Consider the following 18,243-nt stretch of genomic DNA (forward strand, 5'->3'; position numbering starts at 1 on the left):
TCTTTCCTTTTTATTTAACGATACGTAAATGGATTTTTTGAATTCGTGATTATAACTTCTATTTTAAAATTTTGCAAATATTTTGCCAATGATGCCCCAAAATACAACTCGCTCTCATAATGTCCTAGGTCTATTAAATTTAACCCATTTTCTTTGCAAGTTAGTGCGTCGTGATATTTTATGTCGCCTGTTAAAAACACATCAGCCCTAACTAAACTCGCCAAATCCATACCGCTACCTGTGCAAACGGCTATACGTTTTATATCATCTTTTGCAAAAACAGCACGAATTTGTGCCAAATTTAGGCGGTTTTTTACTAAATTAACAAGTTCAGTAAAGCTCATTTTAACATCGCAATATATTAAAAATTCATCTTTTTTACAAATTTCAAAACCCAAAATTTCACGCACAAAATACTCGTTTAGAACGTGTTTATCGTAGTTTGTATGCATTGAGATTAGGCTTACATTTTTTGCGATTAATTTTGCGATTATGTTGCTTGGATATTTATCGTAATTTATGCTTTTTAGCCCCTTAAAAACAAGCGGGTGGTGTGTGATGATGAGTGAATTTGGACTTATAAAATCTGCTAAATCAGTGTCAATATCAAGACTTAGATAAACTCGCTCAAATTCGCTGTTTAAAGAGCCCACGATAAGTCCGCTATTATCCCACGGCTCCTGATTTTCAAATGGGGCAATTTCATCTAAAATTTTATAAATTTCAGCAATTCTCATAACTTCTTTTCATCACTTCTCTTGCGATTTTAGATAGCACGTTGCACACGCCTTGGCAAGCTCACGAATTTTTAAAATATAGTCTTGTCTTTGCGTTACGCTTATCGCACCACGTGCGTCAAGGACGTTAAAAGTGTGTGCTGATAACATACAATAATCATATGCAGGTAGCGAAAGTTCGGCGTCTAGGCAGCGTTTGCACTCGTTAAATGCGTTTTCAAATTGATTAAAAAGCATATTTGTATCTGCTACTTCAAAGTTGTATTTGCTCCACTCAAACTCGCCTTGTTTATGCACGTCGCCATAAGTTACAACGCCGTTTTTATCATCCCAAATGATATCATATACGTTATCTTTGTTTTGTAAATACATAGCAAGGCGTTCAAGACCATATGTAATCTCGCCAGAAACTAACTCACAAGTGATACCACCTACTTGCTGAAAATAGGTAAATTGCGTAACTTCCATACCATCAAGCCAAACCTCCCAGCCTAGTCCCCAAGCACCAAGAGTCGGGCTTTCCCAGTTATCCTCAACAAAGCGGATATCGTGCTTTTTAAGATCAAGTCCAAGACTCTCTAAGCTTTTTAAATAAAGCTCTTGGATATTCTCTGGACTTGGCTTGATTAAAACTTGAAACTGATAGTAAGCACCTAGGCGGTTTGGATTTTCACCATATCTGCCGTCAGTTGGACGACGACTCGGTGCGACGTAAGCTGTCGCCCAAGGTTTAGAGCCTAAGCTTCTTAAAAATGTAGCCTGGTGGTAAGTGCCAGCACCAGCTGGCATATCATAGGGTTGTAAAATGACGCAACCTTGCTTTTGCCAGTAGGTTTGCAAATTTAAAATAATCTCTGAAAAAGTTATCATTTTTATCCTTTTTTTGGCGGATTTTATCAAAAATTTTCTTATTACGCCCTTACTTTTTTAATAGCATTTAAGCCATTTTGATAAATACTACTAAAAAGAACACGCCATAAACCAAGCTTAGGATTTGGGTCTAAATTTTGAGATAAACGCTTCATTTGTTCCATATACCAATACATAATAACAGCTGAAAATAGCATATCATCTAACTTTTTTATACCAAATTTTGGCTCATTTATTTGTAAATTAAACTCAGGGTCATTAAGTATTTTTAAAGCAAAATCTTTATCAAGTGCAAACGGCTTTGCAACACCAGCTATGTCTAGTTCGCCGTTATTTAGAGCGTTATTTATCGCTTTTTGTGAGCGAAAACCACCTGTAATAACTAGCGTGGTATCGCAAATTTGTCTAAATTTTCTAGCATAATCTAAGAAGTAGGCTTCGCGTTTTTTTGTGCTATCTTTTGTGCCTTCAAGCATTGCTGGGGCTTCGTAATTTCCGCCTGAAATTTCTATAAAATCAACGCCTAAGTCCGCCATAGTTTTTGCCACTTTTAGGGATTCGTCTTCACTAAAACCACCCTTTTGAAAATCGGCTGAATTTAGCTTTAAACAAACGATAAAATCATCTTTTACCTCATCTTTTATAGCTTGATAAATTTGGGTTAAAAACCTCATACGATTTTCTAAGCTACCGCCGTATTCATCGCTTCTTTGATTATGTAATGCAGATAAAAATTGACTGATTAAATAGCCGTGAGCGGCGTGAATTTGCACCCCGTCAAAACCAGCTATTTTTGCGAGCTTTGCACTATTAGCAAAGCGTTTAATAATCTGTTTTATCTCATCAATACTTAACTCTCTTGGCGTATTAAAAAGCTTTTCTAGCCCATTTGAAAGTGGCAAAGCACTTGGCGCAACTGGTGTTTTTGACAGAAATTTTGGAGATTGTTTGCCCGGATGATTTAACTGCATTATCACCCTTGTATCATTCTGTTTTGCAGCCTCTGCCCACGCTTTAAATAGCTCTAAATCGGCGTCGTTTTCAAGCACAACATCATCTTTTGCACCGAGCGCACTCTTATCAACCATAACATTGCCAGTAATTAATACCCCAGCACCGCCATTAGCCCAAATTTTATATAAATTTGTAAGCGTTTGACTTGGTTTGTTATTTATAGCTAACTGCTCACTCATTGACGCTTTTAAAAGGCGATTTTTGATGGTTATGCCATTTTTTAAAACGAGTGGTTGGTTTAGTAAATTTTGCATTTTTATCCTTTATGTTTATAAGTTTAAAAATTTAAACTAATTGTTCAAAAAATTAACTTAAATTTTTAAGCTTTTAATGGCTTACAATTTATCTCTATTGATTTTAAAAGCTCATTTAAAAGTTCGTAAGAATGCTCAAAATTTGCATTATAATAACGCTCTTTGCCAATTTGCTCAACGCTTACAAGTCCTGCGTCTAGCATAAGCTTTAAGTGATGAGAGATAGCTGGACGAGATAGATGAAGATTGCTTGTTATCTCATTTACATTCATTTTGCCGTTTAAAAATAGCAAATTTAAAATTTTGTGGCGATTTTCATCGCTTAAAACCGAAAAAGTCGGTATGCACTCTTTTAAAATTCTCATAGTTTCTAAACTCATTTTAAGTCCATATGTTTAAAAATTTAAACGCATTATATCAGCAAACAAACAAAAAAGTCAAATTTTATAAATATAGTTTGTAACGCCGATTTTTAAGCTATTTGATAAAATTTTAAAAACCAAACTTTTATCGGTAAAATTTATCTCAAAGCCGATATTTTCAATCTCGTTTAATTCATCTATCACAAGCCCTTCAAACTGCGTGATAATAGGCAATCTTTTAAGCTCTAAATCAAGAGTTATAGGGTCGCTTGAAGGGTAAAAATTTAAACTATCGTCTTTAATAAAAACCGCAAACCAATCGCCATTAATCTGTAAAAAAATGCGTTCTATCTCGTCATCCACGACGTGTGCAAACGAGCTTTCTAAAACTTTATCCATTAAAATTTTCAACCGCTTTATTCCACATTAATTTATACTTACGTTTTAAAAACTCAACCTCATCTTGTGAGTGTTTTAACTGGGCTGTGAGCGTTTCAATGGTCTTTCTATCCTCATCGTAAAGCTCTTGCATAGAGTAAAGTGCCTCTTTTAAAAATTTATTCTCGTTTCTAAGCACTTCAAGCGTTTCATCTTTTGCGTCAAGTACCTTTTCGTGTAAATTTAAAATCGTGCCAATCGTCTTTTCAACAAAACTCTCGCCCGGCAGTGCGTTCATATTTACACTTAAATTTGAAGTGGTCGCCGGTACAACACTCATCGTGCCTTGACTAGCTTCAATGTAAATCTCACCATCATCGGTGCGAGTGTTTAAAACGCCACGCTCAATCATCCCCTCAATGACCTCACGCTCTAAATGAACCAGCTTACAAAACTCATCAATCTTTAAAAAAGTCTGCATTTACTCTCCTTAAAGTATCACTTCAACTTCGGCAGAATCGCTCTTTAACGCCTCTTTTTTCGCCTCTCTATCATCTTTTAGTTTTTGTGCTAAATCACTATCATTTAGGGCTAAAATTTGCATAGCAAGATATGCTGAGTTTATAGCTCCAGCCTTGCCGATAGCAAGTGTAGCAACTGGCATTCCGCTTGGCATTTGCACGGTTGAATAAAGTGCATCAACGCCGTTTAGTGCTGAGCCACCCATAGGTATGCCAATGACCGGTTTTGTCGTGTTTGCAGCCACAGCACCAGCTAAATGAGCTGCCATACCAGCGGCTGCTATAAATACCTGTGCACCCTTTTTTTCGGCACTCTTTACATACTCGCTTGTTCGCTCTGGGCTTCTGTGGGCTGAGCTGATGATTAGCTCGTATTTTACGCCAAATTTGCTAAGTAACTTAGCCGCTTCATTTACTATCTCATAATCGCTCTTGCTTCCCATTATAATTGATACAAATTTCACAAAATTTCCTTTCTTAAAAAGCTAAATTCAGGCATTTTTATAGGTAACTTCATCTCGTTTTCGTTTCCGCTGTGAATTTCATCTAAATTTTTACCCTTTTTGCTAATTAACTGCTTAAAAACTAGCCAAAATTTGCCGTCTTGCTTATAAATTTTACCGATCTCGTTATCACACTCATCTATCTTTGCGTCAAGTGGAGCTACAATTTCATAAGCTTCGTTTGGCACGATTTTAAATTTGCATTTAAAAAACTCGCCGTCCTCGCTTATTGAATGAACTTGATGTGTGCCTTCTTCTAGGCTGCTTAGATGATTTTGTGTATCAGCCCTTTCAAATGGACGATGAACTAAATACCCGTCCGTAAAACCGCGATTTTTAAGCGTGTTTAGCTCAAACTGATACTTGCTAACGTTAAAATTTCCATTCATCACATCATCAATCGCCATACGATAAGCACGAGTAGCACAAGCAGCGTAATACTCGCTCTTTGTGCGACCCTCAACCTTAAAGCTGTCAATCACACCAGCTTTAATAATATCATCAATGTGAGCTGAGAGATTTAAGTCCTTTGAGTTCATTATGTGAGTGCCACCATCAAGGTCTTCTTCAAGACGAAAGAGTGTGCCTGAGTCTGGATTTTTGGCATAAAGTTCGTATTTAAAACGGCAGTCATTCGCACAACTACCGCGGTTTGACATACGGCCACTTTGAACTGAGCTAACCAAGCAACGACCAGAATATGCAAAACACATAGAGCCGTGAACAAAAATTTCAATCTCTAAATTTGGCAACTGCTCTTTTATCTTTATAACATCTTTTAAATTCATCTCACGAGCGACTACAATCCGACAAGCTCCCATATCGTGATAAATTTTAGCGTCAAGGTAGTTCATTACGTTTGCTTGGGTGCTTAAATGCACATCAATCTCTGGTGCTATCTGCTTTGCTAGGCTCATAACGCCGGGTGTTGCGATGATAAATCCGTCAGGCTTCATAGCTGATATTGTCTGTAAATGGCGTTTTAACGGCTCAATCTGCGAGTTAAATGGAAAAGCATTTATCGTAGCGTAAAATTTCTTACCCTTTTCGTGCGTGTAATCAATCGCCGCTTTAAAGCTCTCTAAGTCAAACTCACGAGCCGAGCGAGTGCGGAGCGAAAAACTAGCCACACTCGCATAAACGGCGTCCGCTCCGTAGTCAAGGGCGATTTTAAGCTTTGTAAAATTGCCAGCTGGGCTTAAAAGCTCTGGTTTTTTCACTTTTTGCCTAAGCTTTCAATGAGTGCTTCAATGTCATCATTGCTTACTAAATTTTCAGTAGTCGTGTCACCCGCGATATGAACAGCCGAGCCGACACGCTTATCATCGTCAATCTTGCCTTCAAATAGCGTGTTCATATACTTGCTAAGCGCACGCATTACGTTAATAACACGCTCAATCTTTTGGCGATGAATGTCTTGATACTGCATCATATCCATTGCCATCATTATCTCATCTTGCCCCATTTGTAGGTTATCTACTACGTCAGAAATTTTTGATTTTAGGCTGTTATTTTGCTCTATTGCCTCTGAAAATGTAGGGACATTTGGAAATTTCTCGCTTAAAAGTGTGAAAATTTCTAAATTTTTATCGATTCCTTTTTTGATGTCCTTGCAACCGCTCTCAGCGTCCATAAAAAAGCCATTTATCGTTTCAAGCTTATCAAAAAGCTCAGTCGCCTTTTTCTCACTATCACGAGTGACGTCATCAAGCTGATGAACCATTTTGTGATCTTCTGTTGGTGGTGGCGGTGGCCAAGCTGTTTCGGGATTTACGCGGTATGTATTTGGGTCGATAGTCGTAGTTTCGACCACTGGTGTTACTTTCTCCTCTTTTTCTTGTACTGGCTCTTGGGTGGCTACTGGCTCGCTATCTGCGATGTCGTCAAGATCACCAGCCATTAAAGCGTCTAGTTCTTCTTGGGTCATAAAAACTCCTGCAATAAAAATACTGAGATTATACAACTACTCCCCTAAAAGCTAACTTTAAATAAAATAAAAAATTAATATCCCTTTTGATAAAATTTCTAAAATTTAAAGGATAAAAATGATAGTTGATCTACACAACCACACGACACTTTGCAAACACGCAGTAGGCACGATAGATGAGTACATCAAAAACGCGATAAAAGCCAAAACAAAATTTTTTGGTATCAGTGACCACGCACCGATGAATTTTGATCAGGCTTACAGAATGGATTTTGATGAGATGGACAAATACGAAAAAATGGTGCTTGAGGCAAGGCAGAAGTTTAAAAACGAGTGTGAAATTTTGCTGGGATATGAGGTTGATTACTTAGAAAATTTTATGGACGAGCGAGTTTTTAGGCGTAAGGTTGATTATTTTATCGGCTCGGTGCATTTTTTAGGAGGCTGGGGATTTGATAATCCAGAATTCATCGGCGAGTATGAAAACCGCGATATTGATGAGATTTGGCGTGAGTATTTTAGGTGTATTTGTGAACTTGCAAAGTGCGCTAAATTTGATATAGTTGGACACTTTGACCTGCTTAAAGTTTTTAAATTTTTACCAAACACAGATGTGAGAATTTTAGCAAATGACGCGTTAAATGCAATAAAAAAAGCAAATTTAGTCGTAGAGATAAACTCAGCTGGTTTTAGAAAACCAGTGTGTGAGCAGTATCCAAGTCGTGCGTTACTAGAGCAAATTTTTGAGCTAAACATACCTATCACATTTGGCTCAGATGCACACGCTCCAGACCAAGTGGATAAAAACGGCGATGAGTGCGTTAAAATCGCAAAGGAGATAGGATTTAGCGAGGCTATTTGCTTTAAAAATCGTGACAGGTTTGCAGTAAAATTTTAAATTGAGTAAAAAATTTTTATAAATTTTACCTTAAATCTAAAAAAATATGATACAATACGAAAATTAAACCCGAACAAGGAGAAAAAATGGGCAAATTTGTAAATAGTGTTGATGAGTTTTTTTCTTTCTGCAAGGAGCACGAAGTTGCGTTTGTAGATTTTAGATTTACCGATATGAACGGCACTTGGCACCACGTTTCATATACGATGAAAGCTGTTAATAAAGATATGTTTGAAAATGGTGTGCCGTTTGATGCGAGTTCTTTTGGCGGTTGGCAGCCGATACATCGCTCGGATATGATCTTTATCCCAGAGGCGCAAACAGCGTTTTTAGATCCGTTTACCGCAGATGTTACTATCGTTGTATTTTGCGATGTTTTTGACATTTACAAGGGGCAAATGTATGAAAAATGTCCACGTTCAATAGCAAAAAAAGCTATGGCTCACTTAAAAGAAACCGGTCTTGGAGATGTCGCATATTTTGGTCCAGAGAATGAATTTTTCGTGTTTGATAACGTAAAAATAGTAGATAAATCAAACTGCGCTATGTATGAAGTAGATACCGAAGAGGGCGAGTGGAACGACTCTAGAGATTTTAAAGATAGCTACAATACGGGTCATCGTCCACGCACAAAAGGCGGATATTTTCCTGTTCAGCCAGTTGACTCTATGGTTGATTTAAGAGCAGAAATGGTAAATGTTTTAGAGCAAGTCGGACTTGAAACCTTTGTTGTTCATCACGAAGTGGCACAAGGACAAGGTGAAATAGGTGTAAAATTTGGCACACTTGTTGAAGCGGCTGATAATGTGCAAATTTACAAATACGTCGTAAAAATGGTAGCTCATCTAAACGGCAAAACTGCCACATTTATGCCAAAACCGCTTTATGGCGATAACGGAAGCGGTATGCACGTACATCAGTCTATTTGGAAAGACGGCAAAAACTTATTTTATAGTGCGGAGGGTTACTGCAAACTAAGCGATATGGCACGTCACTATATTGGCGGAGTGCTAAAACACGCACGTTCAGTCGCAGCCTTTACAAACCCAAGCACAAATAGCTATAAACGCCTAATTCCAGGCTTTGAAGCACCTTCGATCCTAACATACTCAAGCCAAAACCGCTCAGCTTCAGTGCGTATCCCATATGGCTCTGGCGAAAAGTCAGTAAGAGCTGAAATGCGTTTCCCTGATAGCACCGCGTGTCCGTATTTGGCATTTACAGCAATGCTTATGGCTGGGATTGACGGCATTAAAAACAAAACTGAGCCAGTTGGTCCAATGGATGAGAATTTGTTTAAACTAACACTTGATGAAATTCGCGAAAAAGGCATAGAGCAACTTCCACACACGCTCAGAGGTAGCCTTGAAGCGTTAATTCGCGACAACGCATATCTTAAACCTGTAATGACCGATGAGTTTATAGATACGTTTCAGCACTACAAATTTGAAACGCAAGTATGGCCTTATGAAGCTCGTCCAACAGCTTATGAGTTTAAAACCTGCTACTCTTGCTAATTTAGGGGCTTTTGCCCCTTTAAATATCTGTAAAAAGTAAAACAAAAGCTAAAAAAATCATCAAAATTCCAACAAAAATTTCTAAAATTTTCCAAGAAAGTGGCTTTTTAAAAAATGGAGAGAGTAGCCTTGAGGCGTATCCAAGTGTAAAAAAGAACACAAAAGAGGCACAAGCAGCACCGTAACCAAAAATCAAATTTTTATTACCAAATCCAGCAGACACCGAGCCAATAAGCAACATCGTATCAAGATATACGTGTGGATTTAGCCAGGTAAATGCAAGTGTCAAAAGTATCGTTTTTCTAACTCCATGCGTTGGTTTATCATCAAAATTTAGCGCGTGTTTAAGCTTAAAAGCAGTATAAAAACTCTTTATGCCGTAGCAAAAAAGAAAGCAAAAACCGCCATAAATCGCAATTTGTTTTATTGCTGGGAATTTTTCTATGATGTATCCAAGCCCCAAAATTCCGCCAAAAATTAGCACAGCGTCAGAGATAGCACAAATCAGACAGATGATAAAAACATTTTGCTTTAAAATACCCTGCTTTAGCACAAATGCGTTTTGTGCTCCAATCGCTAAAATAAGCGATAAGCTCGTGCCAAAACCAGAAAAAAATGCCTCCATAAATTTCCTTTATCTTAAATTTTTTATACCAAATTTTAAAAGCTCAGCTTTAAAGAATTTATTTAAATCCTTTAAGCTCTCATCGTCCATTTGTATGAGTTTTAAACGATGTTTTTTGTAAATTTTTATCTTTTTTGCCTTGCGTTTTACATAATTTGGCGTATTTAGACCCCAAAATTCTATGTAAATTTCAAAATCCACTAGATAAAAATCGCTAATTACACGCTCTTTTGCCTGAATTCTTTTTTCATAAATAAAGCTAAATCCGTGATGAAAAAGCCAGTTTGCAATGACTAGCTCTGCCCTACTTTTTACCAGATCACCACTGTCACTTTTATATCTTAGTTGCTTGATTTTTTGGCGTTTTAGTAAAATTTTTAAAAGTAAAATAACTAAAAATAAAAGGAGTAAGATAGCTAAATTTTTAATATCCATAAGACAATCAATCCGGTGGCATATAGTTTTTCTTCATCGCCTCTTTTTTGCGTTTTTCAAGCTCATACGCGTCATTTAACGCATCTTCATCATCAAATTTCGTCCCGTCAAGAAATTTTCTATAATCCTCAAACTGCTTGTTTTTAATCCCCCAAATAACGCCAAAAAGTGCAAATGCACCAAGCACGACTGATATTAATAGCATAGTGGCTAAGACAATGTTATCCATTAAAAACCTTTTTTTATTCTTAGAGAATTTAGCACAACAATTACTGAGCTAAATGACATCGAAATCGCCGCAAATAGTGGGATAATAAGCCCCAAAATCGCAAGTGGAATGGTAAAAGCGTTGTAAATTAGCGAAAAGGCAAGGTTTTGTTTTATCGCATTTAACGTTCTTTTTGAGATTAAAATCGCCTGTTTTAATGCTACTAAATCATCGCTAAGTAGCACCACATCGCTTCGCTCCAAACTCACATCAGCCCCACTACCCATACACACGCCAACCTCAGCATAGCTCATCGCCAAAGTATCGTTTATGCCGTCTCCAACCATTAAAATTCTCTTGCCTTGTGCCTGTAAATCTTTAACAAATTGGGCTTTAAAATCGGGCAAGGCGTTAGATTTAAACTCATCTATACCAAGCTTTAAGGCTACGGATTTTGCTGGGTTTTCATTATCTCCAGTGAGCATAAAAACCTGCATTTTTAGAGCTTTAATAACGCTGATACACTCATTTGCATTCTCTCTTATCTCATCGCTTAAGCTAAACGTAGCGACTAATTTCTTATCAAAAGCGACAAAATAGCTTGTAGTCATGGCGTTTTCGCTTACTAAAATGCCGTTTTCACTCATAAATCTAGCACTTCCAGCAAGTAAAATTTTATCATCATAAACTGCACTTACGCCCTTTGCTGCTATCTCTTTTACATTTGTGATTGTGCTTTTTTGTGTGATTTTATCACTTAAAAATTTAGCTACAGCAACGCTTACTGGGTGTTTTGAGGTGTTTGCTATGGCAAAAATGACGTTTAAATCAAAACTAGCACTAAAATCATCTACTTTTAAAATGCCTTTTGTAAGTGTGCCAGTCTTATCAAATACGACAGTGTCGCACTTTGCTAGTGTTTCAATAATCCTTGCCTCTTTAAAAATAATTTTGTTTTTAAGCCCGACTCCAAGACCAACAAGAGTGCTAACAGGAGTAGCAAGTGCCAATGCACAAGGACAGGCGATTACTACGACCGAGATTGAGATGATTAGTGCTCTTTCAAAGCTATTTGCGTCTTGTAAAAATGGGCTTATAAAGCCAAAACCTCCAAAAAAATACCAAAAAATAAATGTCAAGATCGCAATAAAAATAATAGTGAGCGAAAATTTTGCTGAAATTTGATTTGCAAACTGCTCAATGTGTGGCTTTTTTAGGTTTGCGTTTTCAAGCATTGTGATGATTTTATTTAAGAGTGAATTTTTAAACTCCGCACTTGCTACGTACTCAACATATCCATCAAGGCATATCGCACCACTTTTTAACTCATCTTTTTTTCCAGCAAACACCGGCACACTCTCGCCGCTAATCCTAGAGTAGTCAAAACTAGCCTCGCCACTTGCAATAACGCCGTCAATTAGCACCTTATCACCTGCTTTTAAAACAAGCGTGTCACCAACTTTTATCTCGTTTATATCCTTATAAACGCACTCATCGCCAACTTTAACCAAAACTTCGCTAATTACCATTGAACTAAGGCTATCAACCGTGTCATTTGCACGTTTTTTGCTTAAAATTTCAAGAAATTTGCCAACAAAAACAAAGGTAATAATCATCGCAACCGAATCAAAATAGACCTCTCCTTGACGCGAAAACATCGCCCATACCGAATAGATGTAAGTCAAACTCGCACCCGTTGCAATAAGCATATCCATATTTGGCATTTTTGTTTTAAAAGCGACCACATAACCCCTAAAAAACGCACCGCCAGTGTAAAAAAGCACCGGCGTAGCCAGGATAAACTCGGCAAAATTTAAAATATCACGCACACTCTTATCCATACCCAAAAAATAGCCAGAGTATTGTGCAATTGCTATCCACATTATATTCATCACACAAAATACGCCAACTAGCAGTTTTATGTAAAACTCACGCCGTTTTGCGTCTAAAACTGCCTCCTGACGACTTGCGTCATAGGCGTAGGCATTGTAGCCAATTTGGCTGATTTTATTTAAAATTTCAGCCAGTTTTATCTCATCATCGTTCCAAACGATAGTGGCTTTGTTGTTTGTGGCATTAATACTTGCCTCTAAAATTCCCTTTGTAGAAAACAGCACCTTTTCATTTAGCCAAATACAAGCCGAGCAGTGAATGCCCTCGATCACAAGGTTGATTTTACAAATTCCATTTTCATTTTTTACGTAGTTTTTGTATAAATTTTTAATGGCTTCATCGGTCGTTTTTTTAAGGTTATTTGCTGGATTTAGGCTGTTTTTGCCAAGTCTTGCATAAAACTCATCAAGTCCGTTTGAGTGTAAAATTTCATACACGCTTTGACAGCCAACACAGCAAAATTTCTGACCTTGTGTGCCGTCAATCATCGAATTTTCATCAAAACTAAGTTTGCAGTGAGAGCATTTAATTTTTGCCATTAAGTTACATTTTGCTTTCAAATTTAGATTTTTAATTATACGTAATTTTCTCTTAATTTTTTAAAAAATGATCATAATCTATGAAAATTCTCTATCAATCACAATAAAAATTTCAAAACCGCCAAAACGCTCTGACACACGCTTTTCTATCTCTTTTCTTAGCTGTGCTAAATTTTGCTCTTTAAAATCAACAACCACATCAAACCTTATACGCTTTTGCTTTAAATCTATAAAAAAAGCGTGAATGCTTAAAATACTTTTTAAATCGCTAAGTGCGTTTATGACACACTCTTTAGCATTATTTTGCCCTAAGTTTATGCTATAAATTCCAAAGACTAGATATATTCGGTAGCGGTTATAAATCTTAATTTGAAGCTCATTTAGCTTAGAAGATATATCTGAAATTTTTAAATGCTCATCAACCTCAACATTTATAGAGCCGACATAACGCTCAACGCCGTAATTATGCAGTATCAAATCATAAGCACCAAGCACGATTTCACACTCCTTTACAGCCATATAAACCTTTTGACTTACCTCCTGCTCAACACGAACGCCAATTATCTTGTCAAATGTCTGTTTTATAAGCACTATTCCATTAAAAATGATAAATCCAGAAGCTAAAATTCCAGCCCAGCCATCTATAAAAATTCCATAAAAATAAGAGACCCCAGCAGAGATTAGTATTATAAACGATATAATCGCATCACCAAACGCTTCAGCACCAACTGCTTTTAAAGATATTGACTCCGTATCATTGCCGACTTTTTTATAAATTTTGGCTATTAGAAATTTTAAAATCATTGCAAAAGCCAAAAACAAAATAGCAACAAACTCAAAATTTGTCTGTTTTGGCTCTATGATGACCTCGACTGACGCCTTTAGAAAATTTAGCCCAAGCATTAAAACTATAACTGAAACGATAAGACCGCCTATATACTCGGTTCTACCATATCCGTAAGGGTGGTTTTCATCAGGAAGCTTGGTTGCTAGTTTTGAGCCAAAAATGGTTATGACGCTAGAAAATGCGTCGCTAATGTTATTTATAGCGTCTGAAATAACAGCAACAGAGTTTGAGGCAAGAGCGATTAAAATTTTTATACTTGCTAAAAAAATATTTAAAACTATGCCAAGCAAAGCTGTTTTTATGATGATTTTCTCACGCTTTTCATCTTTAAAATTCATCATCTTAAATCCTTTAAATTTAAAGTGCGATTATAAAATTTTCTTGACAAGAAAGCAAATTTTTTATACAATGACGGCTTTCAAAGACTTCATTTTGAAACTTAAATTTCTACATTTTTATATCCAAAATTTTAAAGAGGAATAATGGAAAATAACTCAAATCAGGCAAATGAAAGCCAAAAAGAAAAAACCACAAAAAAACACACAAACAACACTCGCACACATATCCCGGTTGATGGACACAAGATCGAAGAGCTTAGGACGCTTGACCTTGAAAATTTAGTCCAAATCGCAAATAGTGTAGGAGTTGAAAATCCAAGGGAGTTTCGTCGCCAAGATTTGATTTTTGAAATTTTAAAAACACAGACAAAACAGGGCGGTTTTATACTTTTTACCGGAATTTTAGAGGTTACAAATGAGGGTTATGGCTTTTTACGCTCGGTTGATGCAAACCTAAGCGATAGCTCAAATGACGCCTACGTTTCAAACTCGCAAATAAAAAAATTCGCACTTCGTGTCGGCGATATCGTAACAGGACAAGTTAGAGAGCCAAAAGATCAAGAAAAATACTACGCACTTTTAAAGATTGAAGCTGTAAATTATATGCCGCTTGCCGAGGCAAAAGAAAGACCGCTTTTTGACAACCTAACACCACTTTTTCCGACTGAGAAAATCCACCTTGAATACGATCCAATGAAGCTAACCGGACGTGTGCTTGACCTATTTACACCACTTGGCAAAGGTCAGCGTGGGCTTATAGTCGCACCTCCAAGAAGTGGTAAAACCGAGCTTATGAAAGAACTAGCTCACGGCATAGCCAAAAACCACCCAGAGGCACATTTGATGGTGCTTTTGGTTGATGAAAGACCAGAAGAGGTTACCGATATGCAACGCTCTGTTAAGGGCGAGGTGTTTAGCTCTACTTTTGACTTGCCAGCACTTAATCACGTCCGCGTGGCTGAGCTTGTCATAGAAAAGGCAAAGCGTCTGGTTGAAATGGGTAAAGATGTCATCATCTTACTTGATAGCATTACGCGTCTAGCACGTGCTTATAACACCGTTACACCGCCAAGTGGCAAGGTTTTAACGGGTGGCGTTGATGCAAACGCACTTCACAAGCCAAAACGCTTCTTTGGTGCAGCACGCAACATAGAACACGGCGGTAGCCTAACAATCATCGCAACGGCATTAATTGACACTGGCTCACGTATGGATGAGGTTATTTTTGAGGAATTTAAAGGCACTGGCAACAGCGAAGTTGTGCTTGATAGAAATATCTCTGACCGCAGAATTTACCCTGCTATAAATGTGCTAAAATCAGGCACAAGAAAAGAAGAGCTACTTCAAAAACCTGACGAGCTTCAAAAAATTTGGGCTATTCGCACGGCAATTGCCTCTATGGATGATGTTGAAGCGCTTAAATTCTTATACGCAAAAATGCTAAAAACAAAAGATAATAAAGAGCTACTTTCTATTTTAAATGAGTAAAACAAAGGGCGTTTAATCGCTCTTTTCTTTAAATTTTTCAATATCAGCTTTAATCACAGCTTCAATTTTGCTTAACTCTTCGTAGTTTTGCTTACTCTTTATAATTAGTTCATCAAATTTAAATCCAAGCATTACGATTTTATAAAGGTTTAGCTTATGCTTTTGTCAGTTGTAAAGCGTAGCGACATTAATATCTAAAAGATAGGTGCTAAAATCGGTGGCGAATACGCACTTGATACATACAACGCGATAGAATTTGGCATAAAAGCTGATAGAACAGACTATGGTAAAATCGACAAATTCGAGCTTAAAGATATAAAAGAAACAAACGTGAGCTTATATCTAGGATACACTTACAAATTCTAAATTTAGGGCTAAAAATAGCCCTAAATTTACCTCTTTAAATCAAATTATTTATTCGTAGAACGATACAAAGGGTGCTGATAGTCGCTTCTCTCGCAACCAGTCAGAGCAAAAGTAGAAAATAAAAATAGTGTCAAAAAAATAACTTTTTTCATTTTTTTACCTTAAATTTTGTTTTTGGCTGATTATATCAAAAATTTATGCGATTTTTAGTAAAATCCAGGCAAAAAATAAAGGAAAAAATTTGCAAGCACTAGCACTCAAGTATCGCCCCAAAAATTTTGACGAGTTAATAGGTCAAGAATCCGTAAGCAAAAGCCTAGCACACGCACTAGATGAGAGCAGACTCGGTCACGCTTATCTATTTTCAGGGCTTAGAGGAAGTGGCAAAACATCAAGTGCTAGGATATTTTCAAAGGCTTTAGTTTGCGAAAATGGTCCGACCTCAAGACCTTGCGAAATATGTGCTCACTGCCAAATGGCAAATGAGGGTAGGCACATCGATATCATCGAAATGGACGCGGCTAGTCACCGAAAGATAGACGATATAAGAGAGCTTATCGAGCAGACAAAATACGCTCCAGCTTCGGCCAGATTTAAAATTTTCATTATCGACGAGGTGCATATGCTTACAAAAGAGGCATTTAACGCACTTTTAAAGACATTAGAAGAACCACCGTCATACGTAAAATTCATACTTGCCACGACCGATCCGCTAAAGCTACCAGCGACAGTTCTATCTCGCACACAGCACTTTAGATTTAAGCAAATAAGCAGACTAAATATCCTAAAACACTTGCAATTTATCCTAAGCAAAGAGGGTATAAACTATGAGAACGAGGCGTTAGAAATTTTAGCTAGATCTGGCTCTGGCTCACTTCGTGATACACTAACTCTACTAGATCAAGCTATCATTTTTAGCACGGCTCATATCACGCAAAGCTCGGTAGCTTCTATGCTAGGGCTACTTGATCCTAGTCGTATCGAGCAAATTTTACAAACAATCATAAGCTCAGACAGACAGGCGTTAAAAACGCTTATACTAGAGCTAGAAAGCTATGAGCCTGATATGATTATAGATGAGATTATCGCCAATCTAAAAGAGAAATTTATAAACAACGATCCAAATTTTTCGCTACTTGTTTATGAGCGGTTTTTTAGAATTTTAGCTCAAGCAAAAACTATGCTAAATACGACTAGTGACAATGGTTTTGTACTTAGCATTATGCTATTTATGATGATGGAAGCGTTAAATTTACAAAGCATAGATGAGGCCATAAGCCAGGCAAAAAGTCAAATAAAACCAGAAACGCAAACGATTCAAATCGCACAAAAAGAGCCAGAGCAAACCAAAACCACGAGAAGTGATGATAAATATCAGCAATTTATAACTAAAATTTACGATAGAGATTTTGACCTTGGAGAGTGCTTTAAACGTAGCGTTGAGTTTATCAGCTTTGATAATCAAACACTAAAACTTTGCACACCTGCAAGTGGCAATGATAGGGAAATTTTAGTTAGTAGATTTAAGATTATAAACCAAATTTGCAAAGAAATTTTTGGCGAACAGACCAAAATAGACGCACAAAAAAAAGAGATGCAAACCACAAACGAGCTAGATAGCCTTAAAGATGAGCTTAAAAATTTACAATCTAGCAAAGAGCCACAAGCACAAGCACAAATGCCACAAAGAGCTGAAAATACCACAACTCTTTTGGATTTAAATGCCTCAAAAAGTAAAGAGGAATTAGAGGCATTAAAGCAAAATTCTATATTAAATGAAGCAAGAACGCTATTTGGCGAACCAAGAATACAAAATGACTAAAATTTAGCTTTAAATAAGTTTTTATTCTGTATAATACTAACTTCAATTTAACTACGGGTTCATAGCTCAGTTGGTTAGAGCATCCGGCTCATAACCGGATGGTCCCAGGTTCGAGTCCTGGTGAACCCACCATTTGTAATTTTCCAAAGCATTTCAGTTTATTTCAAAATCTTTCAAAAAGTACGATAAAAAGGTGGTTTTATTGCCTTTTATTTATCTCTTTTTATTACAATTACTTTCAATATTTTGCAACATTTTTCACAAGTTTTTACGGATATTTTAGCGGACTAAAAAATATCCGTAAAAAGATAAGATATACCAAAGATAAATGCACCGCTTAGCGATACAGCAATTAAAGCATTAAAACCAAAGATAAAATCCAATAGCCAAAATGATAGTAACTATCTGTTTTGTAGTTTGCTTAGTAAAGATAGGGTAATGAGTAAATACGCTAAATATGGCTGTAATACGACAGTAAAAGTACTCGGTGTTACATCTACGGTTTTTGCAATGATTTCTGCTTTAGCAAATGAAACTTCAGAGATAGCGTTTTTGGCGGGGATTTTGTTGGGTTGCTGGTGACGCCACTTTCAAAAATCAGCCGAATAAAACTTTACGTTTGAGTATAAAAACACAAAGTGTTTTAGATTTATTAAGATAGAAGTGGTTAACTTACCACTTCTATGCAATTATAAAGATGA

At 36.8% G+C, this 18,243-nt stretch carries 18 protein-coding genes, 1 tRNA gene and 1 pseudogene; 5 read left to right on the forward strand and 15 right to left on the reverse strand.

What is annotated here, in order from left to right; genetic code table 11:
- Positions 1-14: 14 nt before the first annotated feature.
- The 9 genes from CMCT_RS06535 to CMCT_RS06575 all read right to left on the reverse strand — a co-directional run bounded on the left by CMCT_RS06535 (position 15) and on the right by CMCT_RS06575 (position 6,566).
- Complete coding sequence (locus CMCT_RS06535) at positions 15-737, reverse strand: Nif3-like dinuclear metal center hexameric protein (protein WP_034969303.1); 723 nt, start codon at positions 735-737, stop codon at positions 15-17.
- A 12-nt stretch (positions 738-749) separates the two neighbouring features.
- Positions 750-1,604, reverse strand: coding sequence for a glycine--tRNA ligase subunit alpha (glyQ, locus tag CMCT_RS06540; RefSeq protein ID WP_034969383.1), 855 nt, complete (start codon positions 1,602-1,604; stop codon positions 750-752).
- Between the two features lie 44 nt (positions 1,605-1,648).
- Positions 1,649-2,875: an NADH:flavin oxidoreductase/NADH oxidase family protein gene (locus CMCT_RS06545; protein WP_176325075.1), complete on the reverse strand. Its 1,227-nt coding sequence runs from the start codon at positions 2,873-2,875 to the stop codon at positions 1,649-1,651.
- Between the two features lie 65 nt (positions 2,876-2,940).
- Complete coding sequence (locus CMCT_RS06550; RefSeq protein WP_034969301.1) at positions 2,941-3,255, reverse strand: ArsR/SmtB family transcription factor; 315 nt, start codon at positions 3,253-3,255, stop codon at positions 2,941-2,943.
- 57 nt (positions 3,256-3,312) lie between these two features.
- Complete coding sequence (locus CMCT_RS06555; protein ID WP_034969298.1) at positions 3,313-3,636, reverse strand: hypothetical protein; 324 nt, start codon at positions 3,634-3,636, stop codon at positions 3,313-3,315.
- On the reverse strand, positions 3,629-4,096 hold the full coding sequence (locus tag CMCT_RS06560) for a DUF3972 domain-containing protein (RefSeq protein ID WP_034969295.1): 468 nt from the start codon (positions 4,094-4,096) through the stop codon (positions 3,629-3,631). The genes CMCT_RS06555 and CMCT_RS06560 overlap by 8 nt, the downstream gene beginning before the upstream one ends.
- 9 nt (positions 4,097-4,105) lie before the next feature.
- On the reverse strand, positions 4,106-4,600 hold the full coding sequence (gene purE, locus CMCT_RS06565) for a 5-(carboxyamino)imidazole ribonucleotide mutase (RefSeq protein ID WP_034969293.1): 495 nt from the start codon (positions 4,598-4,600) through the stop codon (positions 4,106-4,108).
- On the reverse strand, positions 4,597-5,859 hold the full coding sequence (locus tag CMCT_RS06570) for a peptidase U32 family protein (RefSeq protein WP_176325076.1): 1,263 nt from the start codon (positions 5,857-5,859) through the stop codon (positions 4,597-4,599). Before CMCT_RS06570 ends, purE begins: the two co-directional genes overlap by 4 nt.
- Positions 5,856-6,566 (reverse strand): hypothetical protein, encoded by a 711-nt coding sequence (locus tag CMCT_RS06575; protein WP_034969291.1) that lies wholly within the window; start codon positions 6,564-6,566, stop codon positions 5,856-5,858. The genes CMCT_RS06570 and CMCT_RS06575 overlap by 4 nt, the downstream gene beginning before the upstream one ends.
- A 118-nt stretch (positions 6,567-6,684) precedes the next feature.
- Here CMCT_RS06575 and CMCT_RS06580 point away from each other — a divergent pair, with 118 nt between their 5' ends.
- Positions 6,685-7,464 (forward strand): histidinol-phosphatase, encoded by a 780-nt coding sequence (locus CMCT_RS06580; protein ID WP_034969289.1) that lies wholly within the window; start codon positions 6,685-6,687, stop codon positions 7,462-7,464.
- An 86-nt stretch (positions 7,465-7,550) separates the two neighbouring features.
- Positions 7,551-8,981, forward strand: coding sequence for a type I glutamate--ammonia ligase (gene glnA / locus CMCT_RS06585; RefSeq protein WP_034969286.1), 1,431 nt, complete (start codon positions 7,551-7,553; stop codon positions 8,979-8,981).
- Between the two features lie 19 nt (positions 8,982-9,000).
- On the opposite strand, the gene CMCT_RS06590 is transcribed toward glnA, so the two are convergent.
- The 5 genes from CMCT_RS06590 to CMCT_RS06610 all read right to left on the reverse strand — a co-directional run bounded on the left by CMCT_RS06590 (position 9,001) and on the right by CMCT_RS06610 (position 13,869).
- Positions 9,001-9,606, reverse strand: coding sequence for a LysE/ArgO family amino acid transporter (locus CMCT_RS06590; protein WP_034969284.1), 606 nt, complete (start codon positions 9,604-9,606; stop codon positions 9,001-9,003).
- Between the two features lie 9 nt (positions 9,607-9,615).
- Positions 9,616-10,041 carry a hypothetical protein gene (locus CMCT_RS06595; protein ID WP_034969282.1) on the reverse strand — a complete coding sequence of 142 codons (426 nt, stop codon included), beginning with the start codon at positions 10,039-10,041 and terminating at the stop codon, positions 9,616-9,618.
- Between the two features lie 7 nt (positions 10,042-10,048).
- Positions 10,049-10,270, reverse strand: a complete 222-nt coding sequence (locus CMCT_RS06600; RefSeq protein WP_034969280.1) for a cbb3-type cytochrome oxidase assembly protein — start codon at positions 10,268-10,270, stop codon at positions 10,049-10,051.
- On the reverse strand, positions 10,270-12,681 hold the full coding sequence (locus CMCT_RS06605) for a heavy metal translocating P-type ATPase (RefSeq protein WP_034969278.1): 2,412 nt from the start codon (positions 12,679-12,681) through the stop codon (positions 10,270-10,272). Before CMCT_RS06605 ends, CMCT_RS06600 begins: the two co-directional genes overlap by 1 nt.
- 78 nt (positions 12,682-12,759) lie before the next feature.
- Positions 12,760-13,869, reverse strand: coding sequence for a cation diffusion facilitator family transporter (locus CMCT_RS06610; RefSeq protein ID WP_034969275.1), 1,110 nt, complete (start codon positions 13,867-13,869; stop codon positions 12,760-12,762).
- 141 nt (positions 13,870-14,010) lie between these two features.
- Between CMCT_RS06610 and rho the strand changes: the two genes are divergently transcribed.
- Positions 14,011-15,354, forward strand: a complete 1,344-nt coding sequence (gene rho, locus CMCT_RS06615; protein ID WP_211436411.1) for a transcription termination factor Rho — start codon at positions 14,011-14,013, stop codon at positions 15,352-15,354.
- Between the two features lie 12 nt (positions 15,355-15,366).
- Here rho and CMCT_RS06620 read toward each other — a convergent pair.
- Positions 15,367-15,591: pseudogene (locus tag CMCT_RS06620) on the reverse strand (transcriptional regulator).
- A 370-nt stretch (positions 15,592-15,961) separates the two neighbouring features.
- Here CMCT_RS06620 and CMCT_RS06625 point away from each other — a divergent pair.
- Positions 15,962-17,542 (forward strand): DNA polymerase III subunit gamma/tau, encoded by a 1,581-nt coding sequence (locus CMCT_RS06625; RefSeq protein ID WP_034969273.1) that lies wholly within the window; start codon positions 15,962-15,964, stop codon positions 17,540-17,542.
- Positions 17,543-17,597: 55 nt separating this feature from the next.
- Positions 17,598-17,674 (forward strand) — tRNA-Ile (locus CMCT_RS06630).
- Positions 17,675-18,243: the final 569 nt, after the last annotated feature.

This window comes from Campylobacter mucosalis (assembly GCF_013372205.1).
Classification (GTDB): domain Bacteria; phylum Campylobacterota; class Campylobacteria; order Campylobacterales; family Campylobacteraceae; genus Campylobacter_A; species Campylobacter_A mucosalis.